The 18,926-nt window shown below is 71.5% G+C and carries 14 protein-coding genes and 1 pseudogene; 7 read left to right on the forward strand and 8 right to left on the reverse strand.

The genetic code is table 11. The annotated features are described in order from the left end of the window. Nucleotides 1-75 precede the first annotated feature (75 nt). Nucleotides 76-858 carry a class I SAM-dependent methyltransferase gene (locus tag ACU6P3_RS22255; RefSeq protein WP_447193814.1) on the forward strand — a complete coding sequence of 261 codons (783 nt, stop codon included), beginning with the start codon at nucleotides 76-78 and terminating at the stop codon, nucleotides 856-858. Nucleotides 859-1,392: 534 nt separating this feature from the next. Here the strand turns inward: ACU6P3_RS22255 and mgrA are convergent. Further along, complete coding sequence (gene mgrA, locus ACU6P3_RS22260) at nucleotides 1,393-2,430, reverse strand: L-glyceraldehyde 3-phosphate reductase (RefSeq protein WP_447193815.1); 1,038 nt, start codon at nucleotides 2,428-2,430, stop codon at nucleotides 1,393-1,395. Nucleotides 2,431-2,602: 172 nt separating this feature from the next. Between mgrA and ACU6P3_RS22265 the strand changes: the two genes are divergently transcribed. The 4 genes from ACU6P3_RS22265 (at nucleotide 2,603) to ACU6P3_RS22280 (ending at nucleotide 7,799) form a co-directional block, all read left to right on the forward strand. Next, nucleotides 2,603-3,364, forward strand: coding sequence for an isoprenyl transferase (locus ACU6P3_RS22265; RefSeq protein ID WP_030749863.1), 762 nt, complete (start codon nucleotides 2,603-2,605; stop codon nucleotides 3,362-3,364). A 401-nt stretch (nucleotides 3,365-3,765) separates the two neighbouring features. After that, nucleotides 3,766-5,088 carry an RNA 5'-3' helicase PhoH2 gene (gene phoH2, locus ACU6P3_RS22270; protein WP_030749861.1) on the forward strand — a complete coding sequence of 441 codons (1,323 nt, stop codon included), beginning with the start codon at nucleotides 3,766-3,768 and terminating at the stop codon, nucleotides 5,086-5,088. 436 nt (nucleotides 5,089-5,524) lie between these two features. Next, nucleotides 5,525-6,247: an aggregation-promoting factor C-terminal-like domain-containing protein gene (locus ACU6P3_RS22275; RefSeq protein ID WP_447193816.1), complete on the forward strand. Its 723-nt coding sequence runs from the start codon at nucleotides 5,525-5,527 to the stop codon at nucleotides 6,245-6,247. A 151-nt stretch (nucleotides 6,248-6,398) separates the two neighbouring features. Then, nucleotides 6,399-7,799, forward strand: a complete 1,401-nt coding sequence (locus ACU6P3_RS22280) for an AI-2E family transporter (protein ID WP_447193817.1) — start codon at nucleotides 6,399-6,401, stop codon at nucleotides 7,797-7,799. 126 nt (nucleotides 7,800-7,925) lie between these two features. Here the strand turns inward: ACU6P3_RS22280 and ACU6P3_RS22285 are convergent, their stop codons facing one another. Next, nucleotides 7,926-8,468 carry an alkyl hydroperoxide reductase gene (locus ACU6P3_RS22285; protein WP_030749855.1) on the reverse strand — a complete coding sequence of 181 codons (543 nt, stop codon included), beginning with the start codon at nucleotides 8,466-8,468 and terminating at the stop codon, nucleotides 7,926-7,928. Between the two features lie 6 nt (nucleotides 8,469-8,474). Continuing rightward, complete coding sequence (locus tag ACU6P3_RS22290) at nucleotides 8,475-9,029, reverse strand: peroxiredoxin (protein WP_030749852.1); 555 nt, start codon at nucleotides 9,027-9,029, stop codon at nucleotides 8,475-8,477. A 144-nt stretch (nucleotides 9,030-9,173) separates the two neighbouring features. On the opposite strand from ACU6P3_RS22290, the gene ACU6P3_RS22295 reads away from it, so the two are divergent. After that, a complete protein-coding gene (locus tag ACU6P3_RS22295; protein ID WP_447198016.1) occupies nucleotides 9,174-10,214 on the forward strand; it encodes a hydrogen peroxide-inducible genes activator in 1,041 nt (346 codons plus the stop codon). A 221-nt stretch (nucleotides 10,215-10,435) separates the two neighbouring features. On the opposite strand, the pseudogene ACU6P3_RS22300 reads toward ACU6P3_RS22295, so the two are convergent. Further along, a pseudogene (locus ACU6P3_RS22300) lies at nucleotides 10,436-10,699 on the reverse strand (type II toxin-antitoxin system antitoxin); the annotation flags it as partial. Further along, a complete protein-coding gene (locus ACU6P3_RS22305) occupies nucleotides 10,645-11,613 on the reverse strand; it encodes an SPFH domain-containing protein (protein ID WP_447193818.1) in 969 nt (322 codons plus the stop codon). The pseudogene ACU6P3_RS22300 and the gene ACU6P3_RS22305, both read right to left, overlap by 55 nt. A gap of 307 nt (nucleotides 11,614-11,920) precedes the next feature. On the opposite strand from ACU6P3_RS22305, the gene ACU6P3_RS22310 reads away from it, so the two are divergent. Further along, nucleotides 11,921-14,158 (forward strand): transglycosylase domain-containing protein, encoded by a 2,238-nt coding sequence (locus tag ACU6P3_RS22310; RefSeq protein WP_447193819.1) that lies wholly within the window; start codon nucleotides 11,921-11,923, stop codon nucleotides 14,156-14,158. A gap of 135 nt (nucleotides 14,159-14,293) precedes the next feature. Here ACU6P3_RS22310 and ACU6P3_RS22315 read toward each other — a convergent pair whose 3' ends face one another. The 3 genes from ACU6P3_RS22315 to ACU6P3_RS22325 form a co-directional block, all read right to left on the reverse strand. Continuing rightward, nucleotides 14,294-16,195 carry a SpoIIE family protein phosphatase gene (locus ACU6P3_RS22315; RefSeq protein ID WP_447193820.1) on the reverse strand — a complete coding sequence of 634 codons (1,902 nt, stop codon included), beginning with the start codon at nucleotides 16,193-16,195 and terminating at the stop codon, nucleotides 14,294-14,296. 346 nt (nucleotides 16,196-16,541) lie between these two features. After that, the gene (gene fomD / locus ACU6P3_RS22320; protein ID WP_447193821.1) at nucleotides 16,542-17,219 is read right to left on the reverse strand and encodes a cytidylyl-2-hydroxypropylphosphonate hydrolase; all 678 of its coding nucleotides are present in this window, start codon (nucleotides 17,217-17,219) and stop codon (nucleotides 16,542-16,544) included. Nucleotides 17,220-17,372: 153 nt separating this feature from the next. Next, nucleotides 17,373-18,869 (reverse strand): class II fumarate hydratase, encoded by a 1,497-nt coding sequence (locus ACU6P3_RS22325; protein ID WP_447193822.1) that lies wholly within the window; start codon nucleotides 18,867-18,869, stop codon nucleotides 17,373-17,375. Between the last annotated feature and the right edge of the window lie 57 nt (nucleotides 18,870-18,926).

The raw sequence follows: 18,926 nt of genomic DNA on the forward strand, positions 1-18,926 counted from the left end.
GACCGGTGCCGCCCGCCGAGTCACCGCCCCAAAACCGTTCGCCCCCGCCGGATCCCCTCTGCCACCATCATCCCCATGCCGCTGTCCGACCGCCGCTTCGAAGAACTGATCGCCGAGGCCGAGGCCTCTCCCGTCGAGGGATGGGACTTCTCCTGGCTGGACGGCCGGGCGACCGAGGAACGTCCTCCTTGGGGCTACGCCCGCTCCATGGCCGCCCGTATGGCACGGGCCACCGCCGCGCTGGACCTCCAGACGGGCGGCGGTGAAGTCCTCGCGTCCGTACCCGAGTTGCCGCCGCTCACCGTGGCCACCGAGGGATGGCCGCCGAACATCGGCCGGGCCGCCGCCCGGCTGCGGCCCCGCGGGGTGCGTCTGGTGGCCTGTTCCGACGACTCGCCGCTGCCGTTCGCCGACGGCGTTTTCGACCTGGTCGTCAGTCGGCACCCCGTACGCGTCCGGTGGGACGAGGCCGCCCGGGTCCTGCGGCCCGGCGGTACCTATTTCTCCCAGGAGGTCGGGCCCGCCAGCGTCTTCGAGCTGGTCGAGTACTTCCTCGGCCCGCAGCCGCCCGAGCTACGCGACCACCGCGATCCCCGCCACGCCGTGCGCGGTGCCGAGGCGGCCGGGCTCGAGGTCGTCGATCTGCGGACGGCGCGGCTGCGCACCGAGTTCTTCGACGTCGGAGCCGTCGTGCACTACCTGCGCAAGGTGATCTGGATGGTGCCCGACTTCACGGTCGAGCGGTACCGGGACCTGCTGGCCGGGCTGCACCGGCGCATCGAGGCCGAAGGCCCCTTCGTGGCGACGACGACCCGCTTCCTGATCGAGGCCGCCAAACCGGACCGGGCCGCCCCGTAGCCCGCGCCGACGCCTCCGATCCGCCCGGCCCGCCCCGGTGGCCCCGCCCGCCCCGGGGGCTCCGCCCGCTCCGGTCGCCCGGTCACGCCTCCGGCTTCTCCACGTCCCCGGCACCCGGTCCGGGTCAAGGGCGACCGAGAGAGGTTCGCTCCTGTGGGTGACGACACGCCATGGCGACTATGCGCCATACCGCCATCCGAAAACGTCATCAAGCGCGACATACCTGGCCACGGGGCGTCCTTTGGTCATTCCTTCACGACTCCCCGGCACGCCAAGGGCTCCATCCGCCCTTACGAAGGGTTATGGTGGAAACCCCCCCTCGGGCCGGTCCGTATCCCCCCCACGGACCGGCCCGGTTCTCTGTCGCGGGACCGGCCGGTTCCCCGCCTCGCCGGTCCCGGCCGGTCCGGGCGGGGCCCGCCGGCCTCACACCGGCCCGCCGACCCGCCGACCTCAAGCCGACCGTCGGTCCTGGACCAGCCCGCCGGTCCCGTCCCGGCCCGGCGTCAGCTCGGAGTCGTCAGCCCGGCGCCGTCAGCTCCGCGCCGCCCAGATGTTCGTCCCCGCCGTGTCCACCGCGAACGCGTCGATCTCCCGCAGTTCCTCCTCGCTCAGCGCGGGCCCGGCCAGCGACGCCACGTTGTCCTCCAGCTGCCGCACGCTGGAGGCACCGATCAGCGCGGACGTCATCCTCGGGTCACGCAGCACCCACCGCAGCGCCAGCTGGGCCAGCGACTGGCCCCGGCGCCGGGCGATCTCGTTCAGCCCGCTCAGCCGCCGCAGCACCTCCTCCGACAGCAGGCCCGGATCCAGCGACGTGTCCCGCGCGGCCCGGGAACCCTCCGGGATCCCCTTCAGGTACTTGTCCGTCAACAGGCCCTGCGCCAGCGGGGCGAACGCGATACAGCCCATTCCGGCCGTCTCCAGGGTGTCCAGCAGCCCGTCGTCCTCGATCCAGCGGTTGAGCATCGAGTACGACGGCTGGTGGATCAGGGCCGGCACGCCCATCTCCGCCAGCAGGGCGGCGGCCTCCACGGTCTGCTCCGCCCGGTACGACGACACCCCCACGTACAGCGCCTTGCCCTGCCGGACGGCGGACGCCAGCGCGCCCATCGTCTCCTCCAGCGGAGTGTTCGCGTCGAAGCGGTGCGAGTAGAAGATGTCGACGTAATCCACCCCCATCCGCTTCAGGGACGCGTCCAGCGACGACAGCAGATACTTCCGGGAGCCCCATTCGCCATAGGGGCCGGGACGCATCCGATATCCGGCCTTGGTCGAAATGATGATTTCGTCCCGATAAGACGAGAAATCCTGGGCGAAGAGCTTGCCGAAATTCAGCTCGGCCGATCCCGGCGGCGGTCCGTAGTTGTTCGCGAGGTCGAAGTGTGTGATCCCGAGATCAAAGGCGCGGCGCAGGATCGCGCGCTGTGAATCGAGCGCGCGGTCGTCGCCGAAGTTGTGCCACAGGCCCAGGGAGATCGCGGGCAGTTTCAGGCCACTGCGCCCACTGCGCCGGTACTCCATGGCGTCATACCGGCTGTCGGTCGCGAGGTGAGGGGGAAAATGAGTCACGCTTCTCTCCTTATCACGGACTTGTGACATACCGGGTTGGGTGCCGGTGGCACCCGCGCAGTAGTGTGACGGCTTCGGGGTCCCAGGACCGGCCCCAGGATCCCGTGAGCGGACGCGCCGGTCCCCCTCAAAAACCGAGCCGGTCCCCGTCAAAAGTCGAGAGGTGGACTCAGTGAACTTGCGCGACCTGGTGTACAGGCTCTACGCACGCCGCGTGGAGGGCCGTCTCGACCACACCCAGGTGCCCAAGCACATCGGGGTCATCCTCGACGGCAACCGCCGCTGGGCCCGGGCCTCCGGCGGGACCGCCGAGCAGGGGCACAAGGCCGGGGCCAGCAAGATCCAGGAACTGCTCGGCTGGTGCTCCGAGACCGACGTCGAGGTCGTCACGCTCTGGATGCTCTCCACGGACAACCTCAGCCGTCCCGAGGAACAGCTCAAGCCGCTCGTCGCCATCATCGAGGACGCCGTCCGCGACATCGCGGCCGACGGCCGCTGGCGCGTGCACCACGTCGGCACGCTCGACCTGCTGCCCGCCGGCACCCAGACCGTCCTCAAGGAGGCCGAGGAGGCCACCGCCGGCAACAAGGGCATACTCGTCAACGTCGCCGTCGGGTACGGCGGCCGACAGGAGATCGCGGACGCCGTCCGCTCGCTGCTGCTGGACCACGCGGACAAGGGCACCAGCTTCGAGGACCTGGCCGAGATCGTCGACATCGACATGATCTCCTCCCACCTCTACACGCGCGGGCAGCCGGACCCGGATCTGGTCATCCGGACCAGCGGCGAGCAGCGGCTGTCGGGGTTCATGCTCTGGCAGACCGCCCATTCGGAGTACTACTTCTGCGAAGTCTTCTGGCCGGCTTTCCGTAAGGTGGACTTCCTCCGTGCCCTGCGCGACTACGCGGCACGCGGCCGTCGTTACGGCGGCTGACCGGGTCTGACCGGCCCCTGACCGGCCCTGACGGGCCTTGACCGGGCGCCGAACCCCCGGCGGCCCGCCCGCTCGTGACTGGAAACGCCCGGTTCCGCGGCGCCTCGCCCGGGCTCTTCACCATCGGTTCACCCGCTGTCCGCCGTCCGCTCCGGCATGGCGGCGCGCGTTCGAGGGAATACCTCCCCCAAGCCGGTGTCCGAAAGTAAGAGGGACATCGCGTCTCAGCGGACGGCATGGGGCCGTCCGCCCGGGAGGCCCTTTGCACCAGGACGACCGTGCGGTGAGACGTACGGGCGACTCGGAGGGCCGGAGCTCGGCCCGCGCAGAGGTCCGTGCCCGGCCCACCCGCCCCGCGACGCCGTCGCACCCCGACCTCATCCGAGGGGGTACGTCCTTCCGTGGTGACCAGCACAAAGCGCCGCACGCCCGACAGGCGCACCTACGTTCTCGACACCAGCGTCCTGCTGGCCGATCCGAACGCCATGTCCCGCTTCGACGAGCACGAAGTGGTGCTCCCGATCGTGGTGATCACGGAGTTGGAGGCCAAGAGGCACCATCCGGAACTCGGCTACTTCGCCCGGCAGGCGCTGCGCCTGCTGGACGACTTCCGGGTCAGGTACGGACGTCTCGACGCCCCCGTCCCGCTCGGCGACCTGGGCGGCACCCTGCGCGTCGAGCTCAACCACTCCGACCCCGGCATCCTGCCCGCGGGCTTCCGGCTGGGGGACAACGACTCCCGGATCCTCGCGGTCGCGCGCAACCTCCAGGCGGAGGGGTACGACGTGACGGTCGTCTCCAAGGACCTGCCGCTGCGCATCAAGGCGTCCTCCGTCGGCCTCCTGGCCGAGGAGTACCGCGCGGAACTCGCCATCACCGACTCCGGCTGGACGGGCATGAGCGAGCTGTCGCTCACCGGGGACCAGGTGGACCTGCTGTTCTCGGAGGAGACGCTCTACGTGCCCGAGGCGGCGGACCTGCCCGTGCACACGGGGCTGGTCCTGCTGTCCGAGCGCGGCAAGGCGCTCGGCCGGGTCACCGCCGAGGGCAATGTCCGGCTGGTCAGGGGTGACCGCGAGGCGTTCGGGATCCACGGCCGCAGCGCGGAGCAGCGCATCGCCCTGGACCTCCTCCTCGACCAGGACGTCGGCATCGTGTCGATGGGCGGCCGGGCGGGCACCGGCAAGTCGGCGCTCGCGCTGTGCGCGGGGCTGGAGGCCGTGCTGGAGCGCAGGCAGCACCAGAAGGTCATGGTCTTCCGGCCGTTGTACGCGGTCGGCGGCCAGGAGCTCGGCTATCTGCCCGGCACCGAGGCCGAGAAGATGAGCCCCTGGGCGCAGGCGGTCTTCGACACGCTCTCCGCGGTCGCCGGCCGCGAGGTGATCGAGGAGGTGCTGGGGCGGGGCATGCTCGAAGTGCTGCCGCTCACGCACATCCGCGGCCGGTCCCTGCACGACGCGTTCGTCATCGTCGACGAGGCCCAGTCGCTGGAGCGGAACGTGCTGCTGACCGTCCTGTCCAGGATCGGGGCGGACTCCCGGGTGGTCCTCACCCATGACGTGGCGCAGCGGGACAACCTGCGCGTAGGGCGGTACGACGGAATTGTCGCGGTCGTGGAGAAACTGAAAGGACATCCGCTCTTCGCGCATGTCACGCTCACCCGCTCCGAGCGCTCCCGCATCGCCGCGCTCGTGACCGAAATGCTGGAGGACGGGCAGATTTAGGGAGTTGTGCGGGGTGCTGTACGGTGATGTGCGCGTCACGCGTATTGCGCCCCGTATCACCGCAGTTGGCGCCGCCCGGCAAAGGCGATAGAGCCTAGCCGGGCGGCGTAGTGCCGCGCGCCTTTTCCTCGAATCCCTTGCCACAAACGGAGTGTGAGCTTTCCCACGCGACAGGGAATTGCCTCGCGGCGGCGCCGTCCGGCAGAGTCTTGCTTCCGTCAGGCCCCGCATGCGGCACACGCACACCTCCATGGGTGTGGCACCACACAACTCAAAAGCTGTCGCCGCATGCCGCCCGCGAACCACGCGGCAGCCCCGTACCGGGGTTGCCCGCCGGGCCCGTGTCTCCCGTGACCAGTAGCAGTGGAGGCCAGTGCCAGGGGCACGATCCGCGCCCGCGAGGTCACCTATGCGGGCGATGCTGGAAGGACACCGTGTGAGCCGGATCTCGGTCCGGGGGTTCGCTGTGGCGTCGGCCACCGCGGTCACCACCGTCGGCGCCGTCGTCGGCGTTGCCTCGGGCAACACCGCCCAGGTCGCGTCGGACGACAACTTCGAGACGACCGCAGCCGATACGACCCTCCTCGCGGACATCCCCGCGGGGCAGCAGGCGCAGGTGCAGACCGCGTCACTGGCCCAGCAGGCGGACGTGCAGGCGGCCGCCGCCGACGCGACGGCGAAGAAGTCCGCCGAGGAATCCGCTCGTATCCAGGCCGCCAAGGACGCCACCTCCAAGAAGAAGGCGGCCGACAAGGCGGCCGAGGAGGAGCGCAAGGCGGAGGAGGAGCGCAAGAAGGCGGCGGCGGAGAAGGAGCGCGCCAGCCGCGACGAGGTCCGTTCCGCGTCCTTCACGCAGCAGAGCTCCTACACCGTCGCCGAGGTCCAGGCGATCGCCCGGCAGATCGTGCCGGCCGACCAGTTCCAGTGCTTCAGCAACATCGTGAACCACGAGTCGACGTGGAACTACAAGGCGCAGAACCCCTCTTCGGGCGCGTACGGCCTGGTGCAGGCGCTGCCCGGCTCCAAGATGGCCTCCGCGGGCGCCGACTGGCAGACCAACCCGGCCACCCAGATCAAGTGGGGCCTGAACTACATGAACGAGCGCTACGACAGCCCCTGTGGCGCGTGGTCGTTCTGGCAGGCCAACAACTGGTACTAGGCATGTGAGTCCGCCGGAACCTCTCTGTCCGGCGCTCAACCCCACGCAGCCCTCCGCCGTCCTACGGTGGGGGGCTGCGCACGTGTACCGTCGGTCCCGACGACCCCCGGGACCGAGCGTGGGGAGAGCGACAGGGGGAAGAGGAAGCATCATGTCGAAAGTGCCGGGGTGGCTCGGTCAGGTGGGCGCGGAGCTGACCCGTATCGGCGAGCGCCTGGAAGAGCGCAGGGCCGAGGCCGAACGCAGAGCCGAGGCGGAGGCCGGCGAACCGGCCGCTCCGGCGCCGGCCGACGGAGCGGTCCCCCCGCCCCCCGCGTACGCCCCCGCGGTCTCCGCCAGGCCCGAACCGGTCGAGGCCATACCGTGGGGCATCCGGGTCGCGGCCGAGGCCGGCTGGCGGCTGCTCGTCCTCGCGGGCACGCTGTGGGTGCTGATGCACGTCATCAGCGCCGTGCAACTGGTCGTGCTGGCCTTTGTCGCGGCCCTGTTGATCACGGCACTGCTCCAGCCCACGGTCGCCTGGCTCAAGCGCACGGGCGTCCCGCGCGGTCTCGCCACCGCCCTGACGGCGGTGGCCGGCTTCGTCCTCATGGGGCTGGTCGGCTGGTTCGTGGTGTGGCAGGTCATGGAGAACATCGACGACCTCTCCCACCGGGTCACGGACGGTATCGAGGAGCTCAAGTCCTGGCTCCTCAACAGCCCGTTCCATGTGACCGAGGACCAGATCAACGACATAGCGAAGAACCTGAACGACTTCGTCGGCTCCAACACCGAGGCGATCACCTCCGCCGGCCTCCAGGGCGTGACCGTGATGGTGGAGTTCCTGACCGGGATGTTCCTCGCGATCTTCTCGACGCTGTTCCTGCTGTACGACGGGTCGAAGATCTGGCAGTGGGCGCTCAAGCTGGTTCCGGCGCAGGCCCGGGAGGGCGTGGCGGGCGCGGGCCCGCGAGCCTGGCACACCCTCACCGCGTACGTGCGGGGCACGGTGCTGGTGGCCCTGATCGACGCGATCTTCATCGGGCTCGGCCTGTACTTCCTCGACGTCCCGCTGGCCGTGCCGCTGGCGGTCTGCATCTTCCTGGGCGCCTTCGTGCCCCTGGTCGGCGCGGTGGTCTCCGGGGCGCTGGCCGTGGTCGTGGCGCTGGTCACCCAGGACGTGTTCACGGCGCTGATGGTGCTGCTGGTCGTCCTCGGGGTGCAGCAGATCGAGGGCCATGTGCTCCAGCCCTTCATCCTGGGCCGAGCGGTACGGGTGCACCCGCTGGCCGTCGTGCTCGCCGTCGCGGTCGGCGGCCTGGTCGCGGGGATCGGCGGCGCGGTGGTGGCGGTGCCGCTGGTGGCGGTGACCAACACGGTCGTCGGCTACCTCCGCGCGTACAGCCAGGGCCTGGAGCCCCACCACGCGCCCGCACCGCCCGAACCCGCCGCCGCTTCGGCCCCGGAACCGGCGGTGGCCGACGGCCCGGCTGCGTCGGCCACACCTTCGGCGGCGGCGCCGGGGGACGGGCCCGGGTCCGACAGCCCGGCGCGGGCCCAGGAGAGCACGTAGGCCGAGCCGGCGGGCGGCCGGTACGGACACGAGAGACCGACGCGCGGGGCCCCGGTGGACGGATGAGTCCACCGGGGCCCCGCGGGCGTGTACGCGCGCCCGCTGACGTTCCGCGAGGCGGAAGCCTCAGCCGGCCGCGTCGGCCAGGACGGCCTCCGCGTCGAGGGTCGTGCCGACCGCCTGGATCACCGCGGCGATCTTGAAGGCTTCCTGGATCGTCTCGCGGTCCACGTCCGCCTTGCGCAGCACCTGCTCGTGCGAGTCCAGGCACTGGCCGCAGCCGTTGACGGCGGAGACGGCGAGCGACCAGAGCTCGAAGTCCACCTTCTCCACGCCCGGGTTGCCGATGACGTTCATCCGCAGGCCCGCGCGCAGCGTCCCGTACTCGGGGTCGGACAGCAGGTGCCGGGTCCGGTAGAAGACGTTGTTCATGGCCATGATCGCGGCGGCCGACTTGGCGGCCGTGTACGCCTCGGGGCTCAGGTTGGCCTTGGCCTCCGGCTCCAGCTCACGCAGCACGCGCGGCGAGCGCGAGGCGATCGCGCAGGCCAGCACCGTGCCCCAGAGCCGCTGCGGCGGCAGGTCGCTGTTGCCGATGACCGAGCCGAGGTTCAGCCGCAGGTCCTTCGCGTAGTCCGGCAGGGCGGACTTCAGTTCGTCGAGTGCCATCGGATATCACTCGCCCGACAGGAGCTTGACCGGGTCGAGGGTGTCCTCGCCCTTGCTCCAGTTGCACGGGCACAGCTCGTCCGTCTGGAGGGCGTCGAGGACCCGCAGGACCTCCTTGGGGTTACGGCCGACGGAACCGGCGGTCACCATCGTGAACTGGATCTCGTTGTTCGGGTCGACGATGAAGACGGCGCGCTGCGCGAAGCCGTCCTCGCCCTCGATGCCCAGGTCGCGCATCAGCTCGTGCTTGGAGTCGGCCATCATCGGGAAGGGCAGGTCACGCAGGTCGTCGTGGTCCTTGCGCCAGGCGTGGTGGACGAACTCGGAGTCACCGGAGAACCCGAGGATCTGGGCGTCGCGGTCGGCGAACTCGTCGTTCAGCCGGCCGAAGGCCGCGATCTCCGTCGGGCACACGAAAGTGAAGTCCTTGGGCCAGGCGAAGACGACCTTCCACTTGCCCTCGTAGCTCTTGTGGTTGATCTGCTCGAACTCCTTGCCGCTCTCCAGCGACACACAGGCGGTCAGATCGAACGAGGGGAACTTGTCACCAACAGTGAGCACGTGCTCTCCTTGCAGGGGTCGGAATTCCCCTTTTCGGGGTCTTCCAGGGGGTTGGACAGGTCACCGATGGTGGCACAGACGTCATTGATCATAGAAATAGCTAGACTCGGTCGCCGCGATCGGAAGGACCTATCAGTGGTGGCCATGCAACACGTCAAGCACTCCGGCCCCCGGCCCGGCAAGCACCCCGGCCCCCGGGCCAGGCAGCCCAGCCTCTCCCAGCTGCGCGCGTTCGTGGCGGTGGCCGAGCACCTGCACTTCCGGGACGCGGCCGCCGCCATCGGGATGAGCCAGCCCGCGCTCTCCGGCGCGGTCTCGGCGCTGGAGGACGTACTGGGCGTGCAGTTGGTGGAGCGTACGACACGCAAGGTGCTGCTCTCCCCCGCGGGGGAGCGGCTGGCGGTCCGGGCCCGGGCGGTGCTGGACGCGGTGGGGGAGCTGGTGGAGGAGGCCGAGGCGGTACGGGCGCCCTTCACCGGGGTGCTGCGGCTCGGCGTGATTCCGACCGTGGCGCCCTACCTGCTGCCGACGGTGCTGCGCCTGGTCCATGAGCGGTACCCGGACCTGGACCTCCAGGTCCACGAGGAGCAGACGTCGTCCCTGCTGGACGGGTTGGCGGCGGGGCGTCTTGACCTGCTGCTCCTCGCGGTGCCGCTGGGGCAGCCGGGCGTCACCGAACTTCCCCTGTTCACCGAGGACTTCGTCCTGGTCACCCCGCGCGGCCACGACCTCGCGGACCGCCACGACCTGCCCCGCGACGTGCTGCGCGAGCTGCCGCTGCTGCTGCTCGACGAGGGGCACTGCCTGCGTGACCAGGCGCTGGACATCTGCCGGGAGGCGGGCCGCGGCGAGGGGGTGGCCGCGACGACCACCGCGGCCGGCCTGTCCACGCTGGTGCAACTGGTCGCGGGCGGGCTCGGGGTGACGCTGCTCCCGCGAACGGCGGTGACGGTCGAGACGGGCCGCGACGACCAGCTGGAGACGGGGTACTTCGCGGACCCCGCGCCCTCGCGCCGGATCGCGCTCGCGATGCGTACCGGCGCGGCGCGCGGCGGCGAGTTCGAGGCGTTCGCGGGCGCGCTGCGGGACGCGGTCGGGTCGCTGCCGGTACGGGTGGCGGGGGCCCCGCCCGTACGGGAGCCGGTGGCCCCGCCCGCACCGCGACGGGCGGGACCGGCGGCCTGACGGCGGTCCCGCCCGTCGCGTCAGGCCTCCCGCCGAGGGTTCGGGGGCCGGTCCGTGCTCGGCTCCGGGGGCGCGCCCCCGGCGGTCGGGGCCGGTCCTGGGGCCGGGGGCTCGGGACGGGGCGGCTCGCCCGCTGTCCCGTGCGGCGGGATGGGTGCCGAGGCGGGCGCCCCGGGCGTTCCTGGCGCGGTCCCGGCCGCCTCCGGCCCAGGTGACGCCTCGGGCGGTGTCCCGTCCGCCACCGGCTTCCTCGGCCGGCCCCGCCGGGGGATCGGCTTCGCGTTCCCCGGCAGCCGGCCCGCCTCCGCCAGCGATCTGCGCAGCAGGAACTCGATCTGCGCGTTGGCGCTGCGCAGTTCGTCGGAGGCCCAGCGCGCCAGCGCCTCGTACACCGCCGGGTCCAGCCGCAGCAGGATCTGTTTGCGTTCCGTCACTGGTAGAGCGAGCCCGTGTTGACCACCGGCTGCGCGGCCCGGTCGCCGCACAGGACCACCAGCAGATTGCTCACCATCGTCGCCTTCCGCTCCGAGTCCAGCTCCACGATCTCCTCCTCGGTGAGCCGCGTCAGCGCCGCCTCGACCATGCCGACCGCGCCGTCCACGATCTCCCGCCGCGCCGCCACGACCGCACCCGCCTGCTGGCGCTGGAGCATCGCGGAGGCGATCTCCGGGGCGTACGCGAGGTGCGTGAAGCGGGACTCGATGATCTGTACGCCCGCCGCCTCGACCCGCGCGTGCAGCTCGACCGCCAGCTTCTCCGTGATCTCCTCGGCGTTGCCGCGCAGCGACAGCTCGCTGTCGTCGTGGGCGTCGTACGGGTACTCGATGGCGATGTGGCGCACGGCCGCCTCGGTCTGCGTGGAGACGAACTCCAGGAAGTCGTCCACCTCGAACGTCGCCTGTGCGGTGTCCTCGACCTTCCAGACCACCACCGCGGCCAGCTCGATCGGGTTGCCGTAGGCGTCGTTGACCTTGAGGACGGCCGTCTCGTGGTTCCGGACGCGCGTCGAGATCTCCGTACGGGACGTCAGCGGGTTGACCCAGCGCAGCCCGTCCGTGCGGACCGTGCCGCGGTAGCTGCCGAAGAGCTGGACGACTCGCGCCTCGCCGGGCGAGACCATGTTCAGCCCGCCCATCGCGAAGAGCGCGGCCAGGGCGATCAGGACGCCGGCGATGATCAGGGCCACCTTCGCGCCCCCGGCCAGGGCGGTGCCGAGGACGATCAGCCCGACGCCCGCGACCAGCCCGAGCAGCCCCAGCAGCAGGGCGAGCCCGCCGCCGATGTCGTGCGCCGGGAATTCCCGGACCCGGGGCGCGGGCAGCCGCACCGCGTCGTCGGCGGGCGCGCCGGACGTGCTGGAAGCGCTGGAATCAGTGGAGTGTGTGCTGGTCACGGCCATCCTCATGCCCCGTTTTCGGCTGCGTGCCGCGGGCGTGCCGCGGCTGTCATGTCCTGCGGTCGCCACTGCGACGACCGCTATCATTGTGATTACACATTAATCGTTTTGGCAACCCTGGGGCTGTTTCGCGAGTCGGTTCCAGTGCGGGCGGGTGCTGATTGTCACGTCCGGAACGACCGGATCGGGTGCGCTTTGTCGGGGCGTGCGGTGTTAGCTTGCTGCGATGTTCCGGATGGGGCGGAACGGCAGGAACGGCCGCGAACCGACCACATGCGCACCACGGAGACGAAAACGGAGCGAGACGGCCATGGCCCGAGCTGAGACCGGACGCGCGGGGACCGGGCACTCCCGGCGCGCGTCAAGCGGTGGCAAACGCCGTTTCCTCACACCGAGGAAGCTGCTCGGCACCTTCTTCGGGCTCTGCCTGCTCGGCATGGGCGGACTCTTCGTGATCTACCTGATGGTCCCCGTGCCCAGCGCCAACGCGCAGGCCGAGATGCAGAGCAACGTCTACAAGTACAGCGACGGCACGGTCCTGGCCCGCACCGGCGAGGTCAACCGCGAGATCGTCGGCCTGGACCAGATACCCAAGGACGTCCAGCACACCTTCGTCGCCGCCGAGAACAAGACCTTCTACAAGGACGCGGGCGTCGACATCAAGGGCACCGCGCGAGGCCTGTTCAACACCCTTTCCGGCAAGGGCAAGCAGGGCGGCTCGACCATCACCCAGCAGTACGTCAAGAACTACTACCTCAACCAGGACCGGACGGTCACCCGCAAGCTCAAGGAGCTGGTGATCTCCCTGAAGGTGGACCAGCGCAAGAGCAAGAGCGCCATCCTCGCCGGGTATCTCAACACCAGCTACTACGGCCGTGGCGCGTACGGCATCCAGGCGGCGGCCCAGGCGTACTACGGCGTCGACGCCTCGAAGCTGAACGTCGCGCAGGGCGCGTACCTGGCCGCACTGCTCCAGGCCCCCAACCAGTACGACTGGGCCCAGGGCGGCGCGACGGGGAGGAAACTGGCCACCGCCCGCTGGAACTACGTCCTGGACAACATGGTCGGGCAGCGCTGGCTGGACGCCTCCACCCGCTCCGGCCTGACCTTCCCCGTACCGCGGGAGCCGAAGGCCGCGCACGGACTGGAGGGCCAGACCGGCTATCTGGTCGAGGCCGCGGACGACGAACTCGAGCGGCAGGGCGTCGACAAGGCGGACATCGACGCCGGCGGCTGGACGATCACCCTCAACATCGACAGGAAGCGGCAGGAGCGGCTGGAGAAGGCGGTCGACGACCAGCTGGAGAGCAAGCTCGACCGGAAGAACAACAAGACGGACGCGACCGTGCAGGCCGGCGCCACCTCGGTCGACCCCGAGACCGGCCGGGTCGTGGCGCTGTACGGCGGCAGGAGCGCCACGGAGCACTGGATCTCCAACGCCACCCGGGCCGACTACCAGCCCGCCTCGACCTTCAAGCCGATCGTCCTCACCTCGGCCCTGGAGAACGGCTCCAAGACCCAGGACGGCCGGGCCATCGGCCTCGGCACGGTCTACGACGGCACCAGCGAACGGCCCGTCGTCGGCAGCGACATCCCGTTCGCCCCGCAGAACGAGGACGGCCGGGACTACGGGAAGATCGACGTCCAGCGGGCGATGAACGACTCCGTCAACTCCGTCTTCGCGCAGATGGTCGTGGACGTCGGCCCCGACGCGGTCAAGCGGACCGCGCTCGGCCTCGGGATGCCCGACGAGAACTTCCCCGCGACCCCCGCGATCACCCTCGGCACGATGAACGCCTCCACCTGGGACATGGCCGGGGTGTACGCCACGCTCGACCACCACGGCCGGAAGATCACCCCGTCGATCCTGAAGTCGGCCACGCACAAGGACCGTACGGTCGACCTGCCGGACCCGGTCGGTGACCAGGTGATCGACCGGGAGAGCGCCGACACCGTGACCCGGGCGCTCCAGGGCGTCGTGGACAACGGATCGGGGCACGAGGCCGACACGACCGCCTACGACGCCGCGGGCAAGACCGGTACGTCGGAGAACAACAAGTCCGCGTGGTTCGCCGGATACACCCCCGAACTGACCACCGTCGTCGCGCTGTTCGGCGAGTCCCCCAAGGACGGCGGCGGTCAGGTCACCCTGACCGGCACGGCCGACTCCGGCCGGGCGAACGGCGGCGGCTTCCCCGCCCGGATATGGGCCGACTACACCCGCGGCGCGCTGAACGGCGGCTCCGACGCCACGTTCGACCTGGACGTCCCCCAGCCCCTGCCGACGGCTCCCGGCCCGCCTCCGACCGCTTCCTCCCCGCAGAGTTCGCCCTCGGAACAGCCCTCGCGGAGCCCGTCGCCGGAGTCACCCGCCGACCCGCCGTCCGTGACTCCGAGCCGGCCGCCCTCCCAGGCGCCGTCGGAGAGCTCCGGGCCCTCGCCGTCGATCGAGCCTCCGCCGGACGGCGGCGGCGAGCAGCCGCCCGAGCCCGGCGGCTCGCCCAGCGGTGAACCGGACGTGGGGCAGGGGCCGCTGACGGGCCGGTGACGGATGACGGGGATGACACGGATGACGGGGGCAGCGCGGCCGTGCTCGTCCCTACGCCCGGGTCCTCACGCCCGGGTCCTCACGCCCGGGTCCTCACGCCCGGGTCCTCACGCCCGGGTCCCTACGCCCGGGTTCCTACGCCCGGGTCGGGAGCTCGAACCAGACGACCTTGCCGGTGGACAGCCGCGTCGCTCCCCAGCGCCGCGCCAGTCGGTTGACCAGGAACAGCCCGCGTCCGCCCTCGTCGGTGTCCCGGGCCCGGCGCTGGCGCGGCAGTTGCGGTGAGTCGTCCCCCACCTCGCAGCGCAGGACGTCCGTACGGAGCAGCCGCAGCGTCACCGGCCGCTCCGCGTACCGGACGGCGTTGGTCACCACCTCGCTGATCAGCAGCTCCACCGCGTCGCTCAGATCCTCCAGGCCCCAGCGGTCGAGCGCCCGCCGGGCCAGGCGTCTCGCCCGGCCCGGAGCGGCGTCCTCCGGGTCCAGGAACCAGTACGCCACGTCGCTCGGCGCGATCCCGTCGAAACGGGCCGCGAGCAGCGCGATGTCGTCGTCCCGGTCGCCGGGTCCCAGCACGTCGAGCACGTCGTCGCAGAGCGCCTCCAGCGGTGGCGCGTGGTCGGGCCCGGTCAGCTGCGCGGTGGCCGCGAGCCGTTCCCGCAGCTGCTCGATGCCGGTCCACACGTCCCGCAGCCGCGACTCGACCAGCCCGTCCGTGTACAGCAGCAGCGTCGCTCCCGAGGGCGCGTCCAGCTCGACCGCCTCGAAGTCCACCCCGCCGACGCCGATGGGCGCGCCGGGCGGTACTCGCAGCACCTCGGCCCGGCCGCCCAGGTGCAGCAGTATCGGCGGCGGGTGACCGGCGTTGGCGATCGTGATCCGGTGTGAGACGGGGTCGTACACGGCGTACAGGCAGGTCGCCATCCGGTCCGTGCCCAGCCGCTGCGCCTGCTCGTCCAGGTGGTGCAGCACCTCCTGCGGCGGCAGGTCCAGACCGGCCAGCGTCTGCGCCGTCGTGCGCAGCTGGCCCATGATGGCCGCGGAGGTCATGGAGTGGCCCATGACGTCGCCGACGACGAGCGCGACGCGGCTGCCGGGCAGCGGGATCGCGTCGTACCAGTCCCCGCCCACCCGGGCCGTCTCGGCGGCCGGGAGATAGCGGGAGGCAAGCCGGACCCCGGTGGGCTGCGGCAGGTTCTCCGGCAGCATCGTGCGCTGGAGCTCGTCCGCGATGTACGCCTCGCGGCCGTAGAGCACCGCCTTGTCGATCCCCAGTGCCGTGTGCGTCGCCAACTGCGCCGCCACCAGCAGGTCGTTCGGCTCGAAGGCGGCGCGGTCCGGCCGGCGCAGGAAGACGGCGGCGCCGATGACCCGGCGCCGCCCGCGCAGCGGCGCCAGGATCGCGCGGTGCCCGCTCGGTACGGCACGGTCGGCCCCCAGCAGCTCCGGCAGCGCGGCGCGGGCCGCGGCCGAGTCGCCGAACACCGGACGCACGCCCCGCAGCACCTCCGAGAGCGCGCCGCCCGAGTGCACCTCGCACAGCTCGGGGGCCGGGATCACGTCGGACTGCGGGTCCAGGATCGGCAGCCGCAGGGTGTCCACCGTCTGCGGCGGGATGGTGGCGCCGGGCGGGCCGTTCTCCAGGTCCTCGTCGGTCAGCCGCAGCCGGTCCGTGCGCCGCAGCCGCAGCACGAACGGCAGCACCGGCCGCTCGTCACCGACGGGCAGCGGGTCGCGGAGGTAGACCAGTATCGCGTCGGAGAACGTCGGCACGGTCGCCCGGCACAGCCCCAGCACGATCTCGTCCAGGTCTATGCCGCGCGCGATCCGGCGGGTGGCGGCTCCGACGAAGCGCAGCCGGTCGCCCTCGCGCCGCGCGAGGCCGGCGAGATCCGTGGCCGGGCCCGGTACGGCGGGCTGTGGCGCGGCCGGCTGCGGCGGCGCGGAGGCCGCCGCCTCCGTTCGCGGCCGGGTGCGTTCCTGCGGCCGGGCAACCAGGGGCTGCCGGCCTTCGTGGGAGGGTGGATGCTCCGTCACGCGTGGGGTTCCGTCCGTCCGGGCCGGTGGTGCGATGCGATCGCTTGGGCAGGGTGGCAGCCCTCCCGCATGGCTCCACCCCCTCCTGGTGACTCGCGATCGTTGTGCTGCACGGTCGTCGTGATGTGCGTTCGTAGCGGCTAACGGTGTGGGCAACGGTGTGACGCAGGATGTGACTGCTGGTCAGGCCGCTTGCTGTATACACTTGTTGGGACAGTCTTCGGTGTTCCGGAGGACGATCCTACGTTTGCACCCAGGGGGCACATCAAGGGTCTCATGACGGGGCCGGACGCGCCCGGGTGATCACGACCTCGGGTGGCGCGCATTCGGACAGTCACCGTCGCGGTCACGAGGCCGTCGCCTCCGCCCGTACCGGCGCCCGGTCCCAGCCCTCGGGGAGCTCAGGCACCGTCCAGCCAGGATCGGGCCGCCAGCGCTCCCATCCCTCGCTGTACGGGGCGCCCCAGGCGCTGATCGCCTCGACCGCGGCCCGCCCGGCCTCGCGCACCCGGCGCGCCTGCGCGGGTCCCATCAGGCCGTCCCGCTGCGCCTGGGCGAACTCGTCCTCGTCGCGCCACCGCCAGCTGTGGTCCGGGTAGACGTCGATGTCGAGGAAGTGGTCCTCGGAGTCCACACCGCCCGCCCAGCGGGTACGGGGCTCCTCCAGGTTCACGTACCAGTTCTGGAAGCGCCAGCCGCGCTCCCACCACAGCCACACCGACCAGGGTTCGCCGGGCCGGGCGAGCTTCAGCACGCCCATCCCGTACCAGCGGTCGCGCACCACCGTGCGCGGCTTGGTGTAGCGGGTGGCCAGCGGCTCGTGGTTGACGGGCGTGCCGTCCGCGAGCATCGGGCGCACGCACGGGGTGTCCGGGGCCAGCCAGGCGGCGAGCAGTTCGTCGGTGTCCTGTACGACCGTGACGGGACGGCAGATGTGCACACGGTTCCCGGCGTTCTCGCGGTACCGCCACAGGATCTGGGTGCCGGGAGCCCAATGCCGGCCGTTCGCTTCCGTCGCTGTCATGCGCAGATCTTAGGGCTTCCGCCGACGAACGGGCCGGTCGGTGGTCCGGGTGGTGGCCCGGGGCGCCGGCCCGGGTCGTAGCCGGAGTGGCGGCCCGGGCGGCGTCCCGGGTGTCGGCCCGGGTGTCGGCCCGGGCCGAGGGCCGGTCGGTGGTCAGGGCCGGGTCATGCGCAGCACGTCCAGTGCCTCGTCCAGTTGCTCCAGCGTGAGGACGCCGCGCTCCACATAGCCCTCGGCCAGCACCGTCTCCCGGATGGTGCGCTCCTCGGCCAGGGACTTCTTGGCGACCTTCGCGGCCTCCTCGTAGCCGAGGTACCTGTTCAGCGGGGTGACGACGGACGGCGACGACTCCGCGTACTGCCTGGCCCGCTCGGCGTGGGCGACGATGCCGTCGACCGTACGGTCCGCCAGCAGGCGGGAGGCGTTGGCCAGCAGCCGTACGGACTCCAGCAGGTTCTTGGCGATGACCGGGAGCATCACGTTCAGCTCGAAGTTCCCGGCCGCACCGGCCGCGGCGACCGTCGCGTCATTGCCGGTGACCTGGGCCGCGACCATGAGGACCGCTTCCGGGATCACCGGGTTGACCTTGCCGGGCATGATCGAGGAGCCCGGCTGGAGGTCGGGCAGGCTGATCTCCGCGAGGCCCGTCCGCGGGCCGGACGCCATCCAGCGCAGATCGTTGGCGATCTTGGTCAGGGAGACGCCGAGCGTACGCAGCTGTCCCGAGGTCTCCACCAGCCCGTCCCTGGCGCCCTGTGCCTCGAAGTGGTTGCGCGCCTCCGTCAGCGGCAGCCCGGTCGACCGGGCGACCTCGGCGATGACGGCGGCCGAGAAGCCGGGCGGGGTGTTGATGCCGGTGCCCACCGCCGTGCCCCCCAGGGGCAGCTCGGCGAGGCGGGGGAGCGAGGCGGTCAGCCGCTCCACCGCGTACCGGACCTGGGCGGCGTAGCCGCCGAACTCCTGGCCCAGCGTGACGGGCGTGGCGTCCATCAGGTGCGTACGGCCCGACTTGACGACGTCTCGGAACTCCTCCGCCTTGCGCTCCAGGGCCGCGGCCAGATGCTCCAGCGCGGGGATCAGGTCGCGGGTGACGGCGGCGGTCGCGGCGATGTGGATGGAGGACGGGAAGACGTCGTTGGAGCTCTGCGAGGCGTTCACCTCGTCGTTGGGGTGCACCGGCCGGCCGAGGCGCTCGGAGGCGAGCGTGGCGAGCACCTCATTGGTATTCATGTTCGAAGAGGTACCGGAGCCCGTCTGGAAGACGTCCACCGGGAAGTGGTCGTCCCAGCGGCCCTCCGCCACCTCGGCCGCCGCCTGCCGGACGGCGTCCGCGACCTGGGCGTCGACCACCCCGAGCTCGGCGTTGACCTTGGCCGCGGCGGACTTGATCCGGGCGAGCGCCTCGATGTGGGCGCGCTCCAGGCGGGCGCCCGAGATCGGGAAGTTCTCCACGGCGCGCTGGGTCTGCGCCCGCCACTTGGCGTGCGCGGGGACCCGTACCTCGCCCATGGAGTCGTGCTCGACGCGGTACTCGCCGGCGTCCGTGCGGGTGTCCGGGCTCGTGCCCGCCGGTGTGTTCGCGTTCGCGTTCGTGTCCGCCGGGGGGTTCGCGGGCGGGTTCGCCCGGGGCCGGCTCTCGTCCGTCGTCATGGTCGTGCCTCCTTGGGGATCCCTGGGGACAGCGTGTGTGCCGTCCCCAGTGTTCCC

It is taken from the genome of Streptomyces hebeiensis, assembly GCF_052983195.1.